General features: G+C 53.8%; 7 protein-coding genes. 2 read left to right on the forward strand and 5 right to left on the reverse strand.

Annotation, left to right across the window (positions count from 1 at the left end):
* Positions 1-203 precede the first annotated feature (203 nt).
* Genes H8730_RS10025 through H8730_RS10035 form a run of 3 tightly spaced genes read right to left on the reverse strand, consistent with a single transcriptional unit; the run spans position 204 to position 14,963 of the window.
* A complete protein-coding gene (locus H8730_RS10025; protein ID WP_249289780.1) occupies positions 204-6,953 on the reverse strand; it encodes an Ig-like domain-containing protein in 6,750 nt (2,249 codons plus the stop codon).
* Between the two features lie 25 nt (positions 6,954-6,978).
* Positions 6,979-14,514 (reverse strand): hypothetical protein, encoded by a 7,536-nt coding sequence (locus H8730_RS10030; protein ID WP_249289781.1) that lies wholly within the window; start codon positions 14,512-14,514, stop codon positions 6,979-6,981.
* Positions 14,511-14,963: a response regulator gene (locus H8730_RS10035; RefSeq protein ID WP_249289782.1), complete on the reverse strand. Its 453-nt coding sequence runs from the start codon at positions 14,961-14,963 to the stop codon at positions 14,511-14,513. The genes H8730_RS10030 and H8730_RS10035 overlap by 4 nt, the downstream gene beginning before the upstream one ends.
* 231 nt (positions 14,964-15,194) lie before the next feature.
* On the opposite strand from H8730_RS10035, the gene H8730_RS10040 reads away from it, so the two are divergent.
* Entirely contained in the window at positions 15,195-15,914 is a 720-nt protein-coding gene (locus H8730_RS10040) for a LytR/AlgR family response regulator transcription factor (RefSeq protein ID WP_177715531.1), read from the forward strand.
* Positions 15,911-17,224 (forward strand): sensor histidine kinase, encoded by a 1,314-nt coding sequence (locus H8730_RS10045; protein WP_177715533.1) that lies wholly within the window; start codon positions 15,911-15,913, stop codon positions 17,222-17,224. Before H8730_RS10040 ends, H8730_RS10045 begins: the two co-directional genes overlap by 4 nt.
* Before the next feature lie 177 nt (positions 17,225-17,401).
* Here the strand turns inward: H8730_RS10045 and H8730_RS10050 are convergent, their stop codons facing one another.
* Together H8730_RS10050 and H8730_RS10055 are read right to left on the reverse strand one after the other, a co-directional pair.
* Positions 17,402-18,301, reverse strand: a complete 900-nt coding sequence (locus H8730_RS10050) for a HipA domain-containing protein (protein WP_346726574.1) — start codon at positions 18,299-18,301, stop codon at positions 17,402-17,404.
* Entirely contained in the window at positions 18,298-18,717 is a 420-nt protein-coding gene (locus H8730_RS10055) for a helix-turn-helix transcriptional regulator (protein ID WP_249289783.1), read from the reverse strand. The genes H8730_RS10050 and H8730_RS10055 overlap by 4 nt, the downstream gene beginning before the upstream one ends.
* Positions 18,718-18,728 lie beyond the last annotated feature (11 nt).

The following is an 18,728-nucleotide window of genomic DNA, read 5'->3' on the forward strand; positions in this document are numbered from 1 at the left end:
TACTTAGTTTCTACACCTTTATTATGCCTAAAAAGCATTTCATGTGTTCTATGAATTTCGTCACTGCCAGACTAAACGGCTGCTGCTTTTTCCAAGCCAGTTGGATACTTCATTCCGTACATTTGTCCTCCTCGGAAGGACGATCGGCATATTCTCCAGATCTTTTGCATTTACCGCTTCTTTCTCCGCAAGCGGATCATCGGTTATTCTTTTCTTTCTTTGCGCTTCTTCGCGGCGATCACCGCAAGCGCCCCTCCGCTGATGTAGACGGCGAAAAGCCAAATCTGCCAGCTTCTTTCGTCACCGGTATTTGCGCCGTTTCCATTCTGGCCGGGGCTGCCCGCATTTCCGCTTCCCGGCTTCTCATCTCCTTCATCCGGATTCTTCGTATATACCGCCTGCACCGTCACATCCTCTGTGATATTTTCCAGACTGCCCGGCTGCCAATAGGGCGCCGTCTCGTCATACCCTTCCTTCTCCGGGATTTCCGGAAATGCCTCCAGCGGGATGCTGCTTCCATAGTTTGCCTGCATGGCAGCGACAATGACGCCATCCACCACAAAGCTTACGGTGTAAACCTCATATACCGCGACTGTGTAAGCCATTGTATTGCCTGCCGCGTCAGAAACCTCAATCACATGCTCCTTATTGTCTGCCTTCAGGGTATAGGCTTCCCCGTCCAGCTGAATCTCTGCGCCGTCCACCTTTACCTGCAGGCCGTTTTCCTCGCGGACGGTGAAGGTCTTGTCTCCGTAGTATATGCCTCCGTCCTCTATTCCCTGCACCGCGGGCGCCGTGCTGTCAAGCACAAGGCCGTCCGACGAACACCAGGTTACATTTCCTGCCTTGTCTGTGGCTTTTGCATAAATCACGTATTTGTTGTCCGGGTCGATGGTGAAGCCTTCCGTGTACTCGGTCCAGTCAGCTTCGCCCAGTGCCTTGACTTCTTCAAGGCTGAGAGCCTGCTCCGATACATAGTAGCAGAGCGTATCCAGCCCGCTTCCCTTCTCGTCCACCGTAATCGTCACCTTCTGCTTCTCATTGAAGAAGTTGCCAAAGGTAATGAAGTTTAAGAAGCTCTTCCAGATGATACCCTTTACCTTGATTTCCACTTGGGGAGGCGTTATATCCGCCACCCCCTCCACAGTAACAGTCTTTGTACTGTGCAGTTCTTCTATGGTATAGACGCCATCCTGGCCAATCAGGGGAACTCCATTGGCATACACTGCAAAATCCTCTCCCGCTGTGTAGCCCTCCAGAATCTCCACCCGGAAAATGAAGTCCTGGCCATCCTCCACCAAAAGCTCCTGCTCGGTGGAAACGGTATAGCCCACGGTATTTTCAGGAAGCAGGACAGAGTGGAATTCTCCGCTTGACCTGCGGTTTCCTCCCAGTACAACTGCCGCCTGCTGCTTATCTAATGTAACGGTCAGCATTCCATTGACAGTGTTGTCTGTGGTCAGGCTCTGTCCATCCATGGAGGCTGTTCCGTCCACAATGTAAAGCTCCCAGTCTGCCTGACGTCCCACATTGCTGTCTTCGGGAATTACAATGCTCTTCCCGCCGGAAACAACCCGCAGTTCAAGCTCCGCGCAGGTGCCCGCCTGCAGCGTCCGTCCGGTATAATCGGCGCCGTTCACAAACACGGCAATGGCTGCGTCGGCCGCCCCCAAAAGCTCATTGGTCAGCTTCATGGAATATTCCTTCGTCCTGTTTCCCGCCGCGTCCTCCGCATAAACCGTCAGCTTCTGTTCCAGCTTATCCGTATCCATGCCAAGCTCCGTCGTAAAGCTTCCATTTTCATCGGCAGAAACAGTCTTTACCTTCTCTCCGTCCAACAGGAAGGTAATGGCGGCTCCCGGCTCGCAGATGCCTTCCACCGTGGTCTGCTCCCCGAAGAAAGCGCCGTCCGAAGGCCCTGCAAGCATTAGCCTGGGCGCTGTGGCGTCCACGCGGAACCTATATTGAACTTGTACGCCGTCGCCGTCTTCATCCTCGCCCTTAAGGCTCAGGATATGCTCGCCCTCGGTAAGTCCATCCTCCGCGTCCAAATCTCCGGAAGCCTGCCGCCCGCGAAGCGTAATGGTTCCGGAAGGATTTGCCGACCAGCTGCCCTCGGCCATGCCGCCGTCCAGCGTCCATGTTCCCGATACGGGCGCATCCGATGTAATATTTATAACAACCTGAGTCTGGTTCACCACATCAATGGAGCTTTCCAGAGGATTTCCCTCCGAATCCGCTAGCCCCGCCAGCTCATCGGCCAGAGCCTTTGCCCCCTGGGCCGACACAGTCACCGCCGCGGGGGTGGGTTTTTTCATCTGAACCTCGCTGCTTACGGCCTTTTCCGACAGATACATGCCCAGTCCGTCGGCAGTGGTTTTATAAGCCGCAACCTCTACGCGGTAAGTTTTTCCTGCCTCCAGCCCCACGTATTCTGTCGTTTCTGTCAGGCCCTCCATCTCCTCAGCCTCCGCCGGCGTATAATGGTTTCCTTCCGAATCCGTCCACACCGTAGCCGCGTACCTGCCGCCTACGGTCAAGGTTTCAGGAAGTGTCCCATCCTCATCCGGCAAAATCCACTGGTTTACAAAATCTGTCGCCGTCCATCCATCTCCGTCAGCGCCTGACTGTTTTTCATAAATGGAAACCACATAACCGTCATAATCGCCTCTGGCTTCCGCACCGATATCTATGCTGTAATCGCCGCCCAGGACAGCTTCCCCCAGTACAGGCGCGGCCGGCTGGTTTGGATTCGTATAAGCAAAGATTCCGTCAGCTTCCACAATACTGCTGGCAGACTCCGCCTCGTTGGAGGCCGTCACAGAAATCCGGTAGCTTCCGGAGGGCAGTGTATCCGGCAGGGTAAAGGAAACGGCGCCGCTTCCGATTTCCTGGCTGTCCTTCGTCTCGTAAAGCACATACATCTGTTCTTCATCGTCTACGGCATACACGGCCAGGCTGTTCATTTTTTCCATCTGGCTGCCGTTCCAGGTCACCTGCATCTGTCCTCCGCCGGAGGTGTAGTCTGCGCTCTCCAGTCCCGGCAGATGCTTCATCTCATAAAGCGCTGCATCGCAGGAGCTTTCCGCAGTCAAAGTCCAGGTGTGGCCATAGCTTTCCCGGTCCGTAAAGGAAATCAGGATACTGCCCTGGCCTGTGCCCTCAGGAGGCGTCAGCAGGGCGTTGGCTTCTGTCTGGGTTTCTGCGTCCTTCGAGGAATCCAGCCATACGAGAGGGTACGCTTCTCCCTCTTCGTTCTTTAAAACAAGCCCTTTCCTGAACTGCTCCGCCTCTGCCGCCGTATCTGCGTCAAAGGTAACTGCCAGAGCCATATCGCCTTCCTCTGAGTAGGTCCCCAGAGATATGTCATAGCGCATTCTGTCTGCCGTCCCGGAAATCTCAGGCTCTGGGGAGCCTGCCTTAAAGGAAACAGGGCTTCCGGCCGTCAGCGCCTCCGCCGCCAGAACAGCGTTGGTCCCCACGTTCATATAGAGGACGCGCCCCGTCTCCTCGTCTGTGTAAACGGGAATATCCGCCGCCAGCGCCGCCACAGGCAGCGTAGGCTCCGGTGCGTCATATTTCCCGAAGGCAAAATCCACGTCTCCGCCCCAGTAATACGTCACACCCATATCCAGCATCAATACATGGAGGGCGCCCCATATTTTGGAGGCATTGACTCCCAAATCTGCGCTTCCAATGGTAATTTCTCCAATCAGCGGGATTTTCGGCGTTTTCAGGGAGGCCGTCACAAATCCCTCCCAGAAAATGCTTCCGTCTCTGTCGTCTTCCTCCACCACCAGATATCCGCCGCCTTCTATAATGCTGAGGATATCCACATTCAAAGAACCTCTCAGCTGCAGCCTTGGATACCAGTAGGCGGATAAGCCAACCTGTTCAATCAGATCGATTCCCGCGATTCCGATATTGCTCATGCTCACGTTAAAGCCCCGCATACTCAGGTTCAAATCGGTTCTGGCCTGCATCAGGGCAAACAGGGCAAACTGCCCGGAAAGCATCATGGTCAGAGGAGGGATGGTGGAGGACACAAACAGGGAATCGTAAAGCTTATCCACGCCGCCTCCCAGGCCCTGAATCCAGAATACTCCCATACCATCCACGTTGATGCCCGGCGTGGAGCCGCCAATATAGAGATACAGCTTATTGGGGACCGGTATGTTGTTGTATGCCTTTAGCTCCAGAGACGCTTCCATCTCCAGAAATTCAAAATCTGCCTCTCCTTCTATGCCCACGGTCCATGTTGTATTGGCCGGCATGATGTTCAGGTTCAGCGTACCCTCGATTCCCGGCATCCCGTCGGCATAGCTGGGAATCCCTACCTCCAGAGAGGTATTGAAGCCCACAAATCCGCCGCCGAAAAGGATATCGTGTACATAAAGAGCCAGGCTTCCGGCCTCGGCCTCCTCCCAGGCCGCCTGGTCTGCCGCATAGCGGTCCTGCACGTCCCGCAGCTGATCCGGCGTATAGTTGCTCTTGGCCATTTTCAGCTGAACCACCTCCAGGGCAGAGGTCTGCCTCCCGCCCCAGTCAAAATTCGTAGGGACAAGAAAATCCGGGGACATCTCTGCCCCAAAGGCAATCACCCGCCGCTTCGGCGCGCTTGTATCGGCAATATCCGTCGTTGTCCTCATCTGGCCGAACTGGCAGTACCGAAATTCCATAATCACTCCGGCGATGGTCTGGGCGGTGCTGGCCGCTCCAGGCCAAATGAGGGTAATCGCGTTGGTGTTGGCAACGCTGTTTTTCAAATCGTCGAGGACTGTTCCGTCATAGCCGTACTGCAAAAGCGTGCTCTCCTCGCCGTTTTCGATGGAGCTGATGGCGCACACACCATCCCAGACCTTTGTCCGGCTGTTGGTCGTATAGACCTTGGCGTCAATGTTTGTCTCGATGCACTGGTCCTCCGCGCCCGGATTTTCCACCACGATATCCAGGGTTCCGGCCTCCACATCCAGACAGTCGCTGATGGTGATGGTTCCGCTGACCTTCCCCTCGATATCCTCCAGGGACACGGCCTTGGCCTCTGTCACATTGCCCTCCTCATCATACCAGAGGCTGAAATTTCCCCTAAATTCCAAAAGCACCCTGTTATCCGCATCCTTCATGCGGCTCTTATAGTCGGCCTCGTCCTCATAAGCCTGAAGCTGATAGGCGGTGCTCTGGGCGTAATCCTCCGCCTTTTCAATGGTTACAATGCCGTAAGTGGGCGCCATATATTCCGGCTTGTCTGTGGCCGTAAACTGCAGCATGGGGCTTGTGGTATCCTCTTTCCCGGTTTCATTCCAGTCAAATACCACCTGGTAGGCTCCCGCCTCCAGCGCGGCCTCCACCTGCAGGTACATGGTATTCTTGGCCGTATCCACGATTACCTTGTTGGAAGGAATCACCACATCCTCTCCTCCCGACAGGGGCTTAAGATAGGTCACATAGGCGCTGGTATCCCTCAGAAGGGAGAGGTTCTGGCCGGAAATATACAGATTCCTGGACCCTTCCGTATAAACCATCTGGGGCTCTATACTGTTGAAGGTAACGACCTCCCCCAGCACGCCGGGACAGAACAGGTAAAATTCCCTGCTGCCTAAAAGCTTCTCCTGGGTCAGTGTTTCTCCTCTGCCCGCGTCATAGCAGAGCACCTCGAATTTCCTGTATTCGCTGGCCGGCAGGGGCGTCACCTGAAAATACGCTTCCGCCCTTGCCACCTCGCCAGGCTGGAAATCCGATATCACCGTCTTAAAATCCGCCAGCTCATCCTCATAAAGCAGGTTGTCATACCAGCTCTCGTATGGCCGCACGTTATTCTGGGTTTTCACCACCACAGTAATATCGTCCACCGCATTTGCCGTAATGTTCTCCACATTCATCTCAAGCCTGATGTCTCCCGGCCTGCCGCCGTCCACCTGGGACAGGTAAGCGTCCTGCGCTTCGTTAAAGGCCATGGAACCGGGGAGGGTGGGAAAATTAATTGCCGCCCGTTCTTCGCTTCCCACCGTAACATTGGAAAATACGCCGTAATATGTACTCATGCTGGCAGACTGTCCATTTTCCAGAGTCCCCAGGTCGAAATAGAGGGCATAGGCGCTGTCTGCCGTCATGTAAGCCTCATTATAAGGATTTGTAAAATCCAGCCCCTCTTCCGGCATAAAATCGAATACAGTGGACGCCAGGTTATTCCAGTGCCCAAAGGCGACCTGATAGGGCGCAATGGTCTGGCCGTCGATGGTCGTGTTCAAGGTATAGGCCGTCACCGTAGGCGCGCCCGTATCATTGACCCCGTAGAACATCCCGTCAAAGGCCTCTCCGTTCCGGTTATCTAAAAGCTTCTCCGTCCGTACATGGGAATATTCCCCAAGGCTGTTGGGGACCTCGTATACGGCATAATCCTGATATCCCAGAGCCGTGTCCACCATGAGCCGCATCTGTATGCTGGCCACCTCGTCGCTCTTAGCCGTGACGGTATAGCCGATGGAAACCATGCCGTGCTGGGCTGCACTTTCATCCAAAAGGGACAGCCTCTGCTCAGCAGCAATCTCCTCCACGCTCCAGGAAGCAATCAGCGTCTTCCCTTCTTGCGAAAGCGTCACTTTCCCGCCTTCAATTCCCTCATAGCTGTAATCTCTTCCAAAAATATAATCCTTTACACTGCCGTCCTTCCTGGTCACGCGGAAAGAAGTATAGGAAGTGTCGAAATCCTCGGAAGGATAAACCAAAAACTTGTTGTCATCTGATTTTTTCAGCTTATCTCCGGCCACAGTATCAATCAGAAAGCCGCCGTTTTCACCGGAAACCGTAACGCTGATATAGTCGTCCTTAAGCTCCAGCTTGTCACTGGGTCCGGCGGCAGCTGTTTCCTCCGCCAGCGCGGTGACGGGAATTCCCGTCACCCACAGGGCGGCTGCCAGAACCAGCGCCAGTCCTTTTTTTAACAATGCCTTCATATCTGCTCCTCACTATCCATGTCTGTTATTCTTCCACATATACCACAAAACGGTAGGTCTTCCGTCCCTGCGTGGTCAGGCAGAACGTATAGTATCCGGGCTTGCTGAACGTAACGTCCAGCGTCTTTTCCTTCTGGCCCGTGTAACCGCTGACGGATACAGCCCCTGTCTTTAACTGAGCCGCCGTCTTGATGCCGGCTTTCATGTCCACCTTGTATCGCTCCCCATTGGAGGTGACGGTAATCACCGGATTTCTGGAATCCAAAAGAACCGTCTCATCCCAGGTGACAAGCTTTCCGTCCACAGCTACCTGAAGCTCTGTCCCGTCATAGAGCCGCAGCCAGAAGATTCCTGACGTCTCATTTCCCGCTTCGTCCCTGACCGTGTAGGAGACAGGCAGCTTCTCCCTGTTTCCTTCCCGGCTGTAAGAAAATTCCACAATGAGCCGGGACTGGGGCGTTGTGTCATCGCTGCAGAGCAGATTTGCTTTAAACATTTCCTCCAGCTCTTCATCCCCTGTCTGGACAGACGCAGACAAAAGGCTCTTGTTTACCACTGCCCTGGGCGCCGTCCTGTCTCCCATGGGTATCCTGAGAAGCTGCAGGATGGTTCCGTTACCGTAGTCGTCCACCGCATAGACAGAAGGATACAGCCCCTCTGCGTCTTCTCCTATGACTACCGGCACCCATTCTCCCGCGCCAGCCCTCTCAGGGCTTCCTCCGTTTACAGAAATTTCCGAAGCTCTGTTTGTCCTTGCATAGAGCACCTCTCCCACGGAAGGCTTGTAGCTCTCCGGGTCAATGATGCTGCCTTCGGTTCCCGCCGTGCTCAGCTCCAGTGTCAGGGCGTCTGTCACCAGGTCTGTCACTGTGGCAGTCACGCTGTTTTTATTGCCGCCCTTGTCCACCACCGTATAGGTAAAGGTGCCGTTCTCACGGACAGTTACCGTAAAGACCGTCGCATCTCCCGTCCTGGTTCCTGTTTTTCCGTTTTCCTGCAGGATTGCCCCTGTCTCGTCGGCCCTGATGGTGATATGGGCGGTTCTGTGGCTGGGGCCATAGGCCACCTCGTCTACCGTCACCTCCGGCGTCCTCTTGTCAATGGTAGTGACGGCCGGAATGTCAACGACAGCTTCTTTTCCGTTGAAGGCAGACGTCACCTTCATTCTGGTATCCTCCGGTATATTGCCTTCAAATACAATGGTCGCCCTGTTTTCCATCCAGGAAACAGACATTCCCGATTCCGGCCCGATGATAAGGCCGTCCTTCGTCTGCAGCTCCACTTCTCCCAGGGCCTTGTCAAACTGCATCTGCAGGCTGATATCCTGATTGGTGAAGCGCTCTCCTGTTTCGTCATAATTGGCTGACCATGTGGTTTTCTGCAGGGACGGCGGATTTTCATCTACACCGCTTACCTCCACTCTAAGAGTTCCCGTATAAGCGGTTCCCTCATAAACGTAGGAATAATGAACCGGCTGGATTCCGTTTTTCACGACAGACAGATAAGGGAAGCCAAAGAGCCGCGACTTTTCATCGTCCTCGGTTTCTGCATCTGGTACGCCGTCGTTATCGTCGTCATTGGTAATCTGCAGGTCTGAAGCGCCCTCCATGTTGGGCGGCAGCAGATAAATCCGCGCATCCCCGTTTTTGGTGAGCACCGTCACATAACCGGGCTCCGGCTGCTCTCCCAGGTTCGTAAGCTCTAAATACACCGAAGTGCTGTTGCCCTTCTCATCCACTGCAAACAAAGTAAACTCTGCGTTTTCCTCCGCCTGCAGAGTCCTGCCCTGAAGAGTCACACCGGGAATCGAATCGCTGGTTCCTGTCTCGTAATCCGGCGCCTGGCCATCCGCTCCCTTCTGTATAAACAAACGAACCGCACTCTCGTCTGCAATATCCACACGGAACAGATAGCTTTCCGCCCATCCAAATTTTGCTAGAAGCAGATTTACATCCTTAAAGACATTCTCCGGCTCATAATTTCCGTATTCTCCATAAAGAGACAGACCTACATTGCTTTCCTCGGACCGTCCGGAATCCTCCTGCAGGTAAGCCGCTTCAATCTCCGAAGATACGCCGTTCCGGATGGAATAACCGGTCAGGGCCAAATCAGGGCGGTATGTGTCCTTCTCCGCCGCAGAATCAGGGTAGGGCAGCAGGGTAACGGGAAGCGTCACCGTAAAATCCTCCCCTTTCATCCCGTACTGGTTCACATAACCGCTGAAGGTATATTCCGTTTCTCCGCCCGGCACAAAGACGTAGACAGGCGCCGTGCCCGTGCGGGGGTCAATCAGCTCGCTGCCGTTTTCATCCACCAGGACGGCTCTCGCCTCTCCGTAGGCCACCGTCTCCAGCTTCACCTCGTCCTGCTCCCCGCCTTCCGCCGGAACCACCGTCTCATAATAATCCCAGACGACGGCAGGTAGAATCTCTTTATTGTAAATGTTGTCTATGGCAACGGTTATGGATTTCCGGTCCTCCGCCGCCACCGGGTCTTTATCCAGAGCATAGTATACGGAAATGCTTCCGTTTTCCGGGACAGTCAGGACAAGCCTGCCCGTTCCGTTACCCTCTATTACCGTGCCTTCCGGCAGGCTGCTCTCCTCCACTCCCAGTGTATAAGCCTGGCTGTTCACCGTCACCGTCACCGGGTCTTTCGTAAAATCTTCCGTGGAGACAGATACCTGCGGGTCCTCAGGAATCCCCGCAAGCTCCAGAGTCTGCTCGTAGGTCTGTCCGTAGGGGTCTTCCACAGTAAGATGGAAGGAGCCGTTTTCATATGCCCGAAGGTCAAAGGCTGTGGAGAAGCTGCCCTTTGTCCCCGCTTCCCTGACATAAGCATTGCTTATGACTCCCACCTGTCCAATGGCCGGCTCCGTATCGGCCTGGCTAACCGACGGCTTTGTATTGGCCGCGCTGACGGTAAGGCTCTTCTTCGAAAGATTAGGTCCATGGTCGGTTTCGTCTGTCCTTCCATTGAAGGTGACAGTCACCGTATGGTTTATGACGGCTCCCTCCTCCACGGAAGAATCATAGGGAAGGGCAAACCGGATTTTTCCGGCGCAGCTGCTGCTGGTTCCGTTTGTGACGCCAATGATTCCGGCAGAGTTCACCACAGTCAGCTCATGGTCCGATAAGTCGCTTATGGTATAGGGCGTCCTGCCGTCCACCTGAACGGTAATGGATTCTGCAATCTTCTCCAGCCTCATCCAGTCGGTAGATTCTATCGTAATCTCATAGGAGCCGTCGCCCACCGCCTCGCATGTCATTCCAATCTCACATGTTTTGCTCTGGATTCCGTTTATATCAATGTTGTCGGTAACGTGGTAATAATATTCATCCGCCTCATTGTTTCCGCCATAGGTGATGGGGTAGGCCGACATAATATTCCCCGCGCTGTCGACTGCGCAGATAAATTCGTATACAGAAGGGTTTCCGCCCCAGGAGGGGATGTACGTGCTGGCGGAGCCGCAGTACCCGTCGCCCGGCGAGGATAAGCGGATGGTCTCTCCGGCCGGCACCTCCTCGTAGGTCCAGGTGCTTCTCCCGTTTACAGACTTCAAAAGGGCATGGTATATCTTCACCCCGCCGTTGGGAGAAAAAGCGTTTTCCACGGTCACGTCAATATAATCCGTATGGCGGGTATAAATGTCCGTCCCCGTCCAGGAATCCTTCTCCAGCACAGTAGGACCATAGCTGTAGCTCAGCTCCAGAGTGGGCGACTGCTCCGTCAGGTTAAGCTGGAACTGATATACAGGCGACTCGGCTCCGTTCTCCATCTTGAGCTGGTAACAAATTATATTGGAACCCAGGGCCACCTTAAAGTCTCCGACAGAAGCCGCCGCCAGCGCCTCAGCGGATACCACGGTAGAGCCGTCCCCGTACCATCCATAATATCCTGTGACAGGAACTCCGTAGCAGGTTTTGCCGCCCACTGTTACCGGATAAGCCGTTTTATATGCTACCGTTGACGGGTCCCCTGTGCTGGCCGCGTTCCAGTACCGGATTTCCGCCACCTTTCCGGGCGCATATCCGATATAGGTTTCCGGCTCCTTCGGAAGCTCTGCCAAAAGATTAAAGGTAAAGGAACCGTTGCCGCTGCTGTTTTGCAGCGAGTTCTGAACCTCTGTCACATATCCGGGATGGCCGTCCACCTCCACCACATTGCCTCTTTCTTCATTGGACATGCCGTACCGGTCTGGACGGGCCACGCCGATATTGACGGAGGTAAGCACCTGCCCGTCTAAAGCCGCGCGGCTCCAGTCCAGCGTGCCGGTGCCCATGGTCACTGCAGCGCTGGCCGAATAGGAAAACACGCCGAATCTGACAGGCATTTCAGAGGCGTCCAGCACAAACCGCCTGTCTCCGTAAAAGTCTCTTGTTCCGCCTTCCTTCTGGGCAATATGTACCTTTACTGCGTATACTCCCGTGGCAAAGGCATTTCCGTCTTTATCCGCCGCCGGGAAGGAAAACACCTGGGACGCGCTCCGGGACAGAGGGATTCTGGCCGACGCCTCCTCGTCCAGGATGTTCCCGTCGTTATCCGCCCTCAGGACCACCGCGTAGGAAGCCTCAAAGTCCATGTCCTCCAGTTTCCATTCCGGCATCATAAGGGTAGACACGTCAAAGAAATATCTTGTTCCCGCCAGGCTCTGGTTCACCACGGAATAGGAAACACCTTTCTCCGTATCATACCTTCTCTCCAGAGTCTGCCCGGCCGCATCCTGTACTGCGCCAAAGGATACGCTGTAAACCCCGTCGTTCCTGCTGGCGTGTTTGAAGGTCAGTACGGCGTCCTGATGTCCGGTGAAATCGTCTGTCTTTTCCAGCTGTTCATTCTCCACCGGAACCAGGCTGTCTGTCAGGCTGGAATACAACGTCACCTCTACCGTCCCGTAATAGCTGCCCCATTGGGGAACGCCGCCGGGAGTCACCGACGTGTAGACGCCGTCCACCACCGTCACCTGATACCAGTCGGCCGCCGTCTCGTCCATAAGTCTTACCGGTTCTTCCGAAGCGCCGTCAAAGGAAAATACCCCCACATAGGTCTCGTCCCCCATGGATACCAAAGCCCTTGTGGCTGCAGTGTCTCCTGTGCCTTCCGACGTGGACAAAGGTCTGGAAATCAGTACGTCATGGCTGTCGGAGGGAAGCTGCGGGTTTCCGGATACAATGTACTGTCCCACGGCGCGGCCGGGGTCTGCCGTCATGGTAATCTGCTTCTCCGTCATATTCCCGTGGACGTCAAATACCCGGACGTATAAATCCCGGCTCACCAGCGCCACGCTGTCGGCGGATGCCGTAAAGCTCTGGCTGTACTCTTCTCCGGAGGTGCTCTTGATATTCACCTGCTGCCATCCGTTATCTGCCGGAGAAGCGCCGGATTCCACCCACTGATACTCCATCCGGTCCAGGCCGTTCCTGTCTGAAGCCGCCGCTTGAGCCCGGAAGGATACTGTATTGAAAGCCCCGGCTCTCTCTATATCGGTTCCCTCTGGAATCACAGTCAGCTCCGGCGCCACGGAATCAATGTCCAGATTTTTTATGGAAAGAGCCGACTGGGCTTCATTTCCTATCACATCCTCCAGCAGAATGGAAAGGCCAAGCCCCTGGGCGTCCAGAAGCTCCTTTTCTTCAATGCCCGTCAGCTTTAAATGCAGATAATAAACACCCTCCCCGGTCAGGGAAAAGGAACTCCATACGGCGCTGTCCCCTCCGCTTACGATCCCTGTTTTCGTCAGGTTCTCCGGCAGCGTCGCCTCTCTTGTCACCTCATAGGCATAGCGTATCTGGGGAGCGTTTTCATAGCTGGTCAGGGCCAGTCTGCCCTCTGAGCCGGAGACTCCGGCATAAAGCTCTCCCGCCTCTCCGTCCTTTACCTGGAAGGCTACGGTATAATCAGCCTCTGTCTCCGTCCTTTCACCGGGTATGATGTCAAGAAGCTCTGCCGTCGGCCCTTCCGTGTCCAGATAATTCTGGATGTTGGGAGCCAAAGCGCTCAAATCTGTGGTTCCTCCCGCCATGGCGTTCTTGCTGTAATCCTTAAGAAGCTCCATACCGGTTATGCTGGCAGCCTTAATCTGCCCTCCCTGGGGCTCCATTCCCTCGGTAATGGCAATAGGCTCGAAAATCAGAGTGGACACAATATTTCCGTTGCTGCCGTCGGCATTGGAATCCTGAATCTCAGACAGCTTAGCTGTCACAGGACTTCCGTCGGCATTGGAAAGATTCGTCTGCAGGACAATCTCCTGCAGCTGTTCCGTAGACAAACCAATGACCTGCTCACTTAACTGCAGGCTGAACTGTACCATATCTCCCGCCGTTGAAAACAGGCTGCTCCTGTCGATATCCTCCGGCCACTGGTCGGGAGGCGTCGTGGCAGTGCTGTCAACCGAGGTTCCGCTTATTTTTACACGGCTCACCTCCGGAGCCTTCATATCCAGCTGAAGATTATACGCGCGTACATTGGTTTCAGAAAGCCCCTTCAAATATACGCCGTTTCCCGCCAGGTCTGTGACGCATGTATCCGCACTGGTATTGGCATTTTGCCCAAGGGAGTTCATCCCTCCGCTGGCAGCTACGCTGTACCAGCCATACTCCGTACCGTCTGTCACGGTCACAATCTGGTATTCCACTCCTGCGTACTTTTCCCAGTCACTGTCCAGCACCCGGAAGCCCAAGCCATGGCAGTCGTCGCTGATTCCCACCGCCTGCGCCGTCACATAAGAAAGCTCCGCCGTCGGAGTCTCCTTCGGGACAATCCCAAGAGTTACCTTCATCTTGTTAAAATCGTTCTTACCCATGCTGCCGCCGCTGGACGTGCGCAGAAGGTCGTCCGTCCTGAGCCACAGGATGGGAGCCCCTTCCGCCGGGTCGTTGGTCACCTCGTATTCCCATCCGTCCTCGCCGGGACTGATTAAATCTGCCAGCAGGACATAAGCAAAACGCAGATCTGTTCTTTCTCCACCGGTAATGACAGCGTTCATCCCGTTATAGGGCATCCAGTCGGTTTGAACCCATTCTCCTTTGACATTCTCAAACTTAAAATTCCTTCCGGTGCCGGGGTTGACGGTCAGATATCCGTTTGTCCCCTGATAGTAGGTGAAAGCCCGGATGGCAATCTGCACATCGTCCGTAATCCCCGTCTCGTCAAAGCCGGTATCGGAGAAGGAAAGGCTCCAGTCTCCCTGCCCCTCGCCCTTTCCTTTCACATACATGCTGGAAAGCACCGACTTGTTTTCCCTGTTTTCCACGACCGTGACATTGCTTTTGCCCGTAAGCTTCATGTTATCCGCCACCGACCATTTCCCATACAGGGAATGGCTGAGATTGCCGCTGTTTTCTGTCAGGGGAATCGTCTGCTTGTTCATAATCTTAATGTGCCAGAAGTCGGACGAGCCCGACGTATTGTATGCATGAACCGTCTCCATCCCCCCTGTGAGGTAAGGAATCAGCGGGCTCAGGGGATTCAGAAGAAGCGTCGCCGCCACGCCCAGGCTGAGCAGCTGCTTTTTGAACCTCCCCTTTCTTTCGTGTCCTTGTCTTACCTGATTTTTTTTCATAAACTCTCTCCTCTTCCTTTTGAAGCTTTTTCATATAATTCCGGTTCCGGCCTATCTGCCCGTTTTCCGTGCCTCATCTGATATCCCCGGTTCTCGTACCAGCGGGACAGCCCGTTTTTCAACTCTCCCTCTGTGGCCGGGTAAAGCATAAAATATTCCACCCACAGCCTGTAAGCCTGCTGGGAAAAATCCAGGTCACTGCACCAAATCAGCCTACATTCAGGATAAAGGGAACGCAGGTGCTCCACTGTATTCAGCCCGGAAACGCCGGAAATCTCAACAATAACCCCGTCCGGCCTGGACTTCTGTGCCGTATAAAAGAAACATTCCGGATTCTCGTAATGTTCTATGGAAGGGAACAGCCCCCACTCCTCACTGAACATTCTTACCCATCGGCAAAGCTGCTGCCCCCGGACCTCATGGTCTGTCAAGACGGCAATGCGATACATAGGTACCTCCCTCTTCAGTAAAAGTCAATCCATATCATCTTAATACTATACAGATATCCTGAAAATTTTCCATAGGCCCGTCCCGAACTGTAAAAATCCGTCCTAAACTGTAATGTCTCACCTGGATCATAAAAAAATTTTTCTGAAATATTTTCCCGTTTGTGATATACTGAACGATAGGCGACGAACGCAGGCCTGCGTTCGTAGATTTTTCTATAGGGGGAATGGACTATGCGGATTGCCATAGTAGACGATATCGGCTCAGAGCGGGAAGCTTTGTCCATGCGGCTGACTCTCCAGCTTAACCGGCTGGCGCTCCATGCCGACATTTCAGGATTTGAATCGGGGAGGGATTTTCTTTCCGCCGCCAAAGAGGAGCCCTTTGACCTGGTGTTTCTTGATATCTATATGGACGGTGAAAACGGCGTGGACACTGCAAAGGAGCTGCGCCTGTTTGACCAGGACTGCCTTCTGGTGTTCACCACCACTTCCACAGACCACGCCCTGGACGGCTTTCGTGTCCGGGCATTCCAATATCTGGTCAAGCCCTATTCTGACAGAGAGCTGGAGGTATTGTTTGACGAGCTGATGGCCCGTCTGCCGGAGCCCGACCAATATATCGAAGTCAACGTCACCGGCGGGAGTGTCCGGCTGCGCTTCCGGGAAATCCTGTATGCGGAGCATTATCTGCATCAAATCCACATCTGGACCTCAGATGGCAGGGAAACCGTGACCCGCCAGACCTTCCGCGAATTTAAAGCCCGTCTCTGCGACAGCAGATTCTTTCCCTGTTCGCGGGGCATGATTATCAATTTAGAGTATGTAAAGGACTTTAACGGGACAGATTTTATCTTAAAGGACGGAAAGCGGATTCCTGTCAGCCGTGACCAGGCAAAGGCGGCCAGGCTCGCCTTTGGCGACTTTCTGTTTCAAAGGGGGCACACATTATGACAGAGCTTCTCCAGCCTGTAATTGAACTGTTGATTTTTATACCCGGTATGCTTTTAGCCTATCTGCCCATGAAGCAGAACCTGCGTCTGCGTCCCGGACGCCTTGCCGCAGCCATGGTTCCCTTTATTCTCCTTCTCTGCCTTGGAGGCGGCCTGCTCTGGCATTCGCTCCCCGTCAAAGCCAAATGGATTTATCTTCCCGCTGCGGCCATAGCCGGACTGGTTTACATCCGTACCCTTCAAATATCCTTATGGAAATCCGTCAGCGTCTTTTTGGCCGTATGCGGCGTCTTTTCCTGTCTCGGCAGTCTGGCAAAAATCCTGGATTTCATTCTCAGGCCGGAAAATACAGCCCCCTGGATTTCCACCGAAGCCGGGCTCCTTTACAATCTGTTCTGCTGGGCCTTTGTCTTTCTGGCCTGGTACCCTGCCACCCATGCGGCGCGGAGTCTTCTGGAGGACGACGCCTTTGCCCAGACCTGGTTTGTCTTCTGGATCCTGCCTATTTTATTTATTGCCCTGAACCTGTTTATCACCCCGATTCACCCGGAGCTTATGAATCAGGGGCGGATTATCCAGATTTACATCGTGGTCATTCTTGCACTCCTGTTCCTGCTTCTTATGTTCTATTTTATGTTTTATCTCATGGCTGCCAGCCTGAACCGGAACCACCGGCTCCGGCAGGAAAACCAGTTTCTCTCCATGCAGCAGATGCAGTATGACAGCCTCCGCTCCGCCATTGCGGAAACCCGCGAAGCACGCCATGATATGCGCCATCATTTTGACACTCTCATGAGTCTCGCCCAAAAAGGGGAGTGGGAAAAACTGGAAAGCTATCTTGCCGACGCCCGCGGTGCCATCCCCGCCTCGGAGCTGAACCTGTGTGAAAACGCCGCCGCAGACGGAATCGCCAGCCACTATGCACTGCTGTACCGTAAATACGGGATCCCCTTCTCCTTTGCCCTGGACTTGCCCGCCATTCTTCCTGTCCCGGAGATTGATTTTTGCGTGGTGCTTTCCAACCTGCTGGAAAACGCATTGGAAGCCAGCCTGAATACTGATTCGTCAAGACAGCAGATTAAAATACAGGCATACCTCCACTCCGGCTGCATGATTCTTTTAACGGTGGAAAATGCTTTTGACCGGTGCGTCAAAGAGAAAAACGGCGTCTTTCAGTCCTCCAAACGAAAGGGCGAGGGAACCGGCATCCAGTCCATTCGCCGGATTGCGGAAAAAAATGGCGGTTACAGCCGGTTTTTCTATGAAAACGGCATGTTCCGCGCCAATGTCATGCTGAGGGCTGAATCGTAACCATGTTTCGATATAACAGGTGATTTCCTGCCCGATATCACAGTCCACCTTCATATCACGGTCGATCGCGATGTCCGGGCGTTCCTTAAACCAAACAAAGCACCGCTTGATACGGTGCTTTGGGTCATTATATATTTCATTTTTTCGTTACAGAGAAAGCGTCGAACCTGCTGTTTCTTATTTCTCAGAGGATAACAGTTCCAATGCAGGCTTTAAGATTTTATCATAGCGTGCTTCAATATACCGGCTGTAAAATTCCTTTTGCAGGTCGGAGATATACGGGACTTCTCCGAGAAATTCCCGGATTCGTTCCATATCGATTCCCGGCACAATCCGCCGGATAGCCGCCTTGCAATCCTTATCCTCCACGCCGGACAGGAAATCATAGTAATTGATCTTCCGGCCGTTTTGCTTGATGGCGGAGGTTGGGAACTGATAAACACGGGCGTTCAGCGCATCCTCATCTGCAAGAACTTCTCTCATGACCTTCTCATCCGCCTGCGGCAGCAGACAGCTCCCGCAGTCAAACACCGGCGCTATGCACGCCTGATCTGCGGCGTCATCATAAAGGAATCCCCAGTTTCCGTTGTGGCGGTCGAAATTTCCAAGTAGGGCGTCCACCACGAACACATTCCAGAAATGCCCGGTCAGCATAGCAGGATCGACATACTGCTGTTTTTCCAGCGCTTCCAGTATATCCGAAAGCTCCGTACCGCTGCCGTCTGATTCCGAATCGAGGATCGTATTCTTGATGGAGCAGAAATCAAAGAGCCGCTTTCCGTCTGCTGTGAAATCCTTGCAGGCGCATACAACCTTTGTCTTTGCTCCCACCTGATAGGTGCCAAGCAGCGTGTCCTGCGCCGTCACGCCCAGGAGATTGAAGATGCTGCTGGCGATATGCTCGCTGATGCAGCTATTGGTATAGGACAGTGTTGTTGGTTTTCTCTCGCCTGATGGGGGAAACTTCAGCATATACTGGCTCCCGCCGTATTCTATGGCAATTTTCTTTCCGTTTGCTCCGTTGTAAGCTCTGCCGAGTATCTTACGGCAGTCTGTGAAGTCGATTCGTTCCATCATAGCTTCCTTCCCCATAGATATTTCTTTCGCAGGTAATCGGCGTGTTCCGGCGTAATGACGCCTTCGCTGATTTCTGCCAGATTGATGCTTCCGTAAAGCTCTCCCCAATAACAGTCGAGAAGTTTGGACTTTGTCCTAAGCCCGTCCTTATAGGCGTCCAGATCGTGCTGGAGATATTCGGGAAGTCCGTATTCATAAGCGCGTTCACGCTCGGTCTGCCGGATGCCGCCTTCTGCAAGCAGTTCCATTGTAACACCAAGCGCCTTTGCCAGCTTGTAAACCGTTTCGGCAGAACACTTTTCTAGTTTCGTTTTTCCTGTGCATATATCGCTCAGCGTAGCGTGCGGGATACCCGCCTGTTCTGCAAGCCGGTATTTGGTCATGTGCGCCTGCTTTAACAAATCGTCAATGATCATTATGCCATCAC

This window comes from Bianquea renquensis (assembly GCF_014384895.1).
Classification (GTDB): domain Bacteria; phylum Bacillota; class Clostridia; order Lachnospirales; family Bianqueaceae; genus Bianquea; species Bianquea renquensis.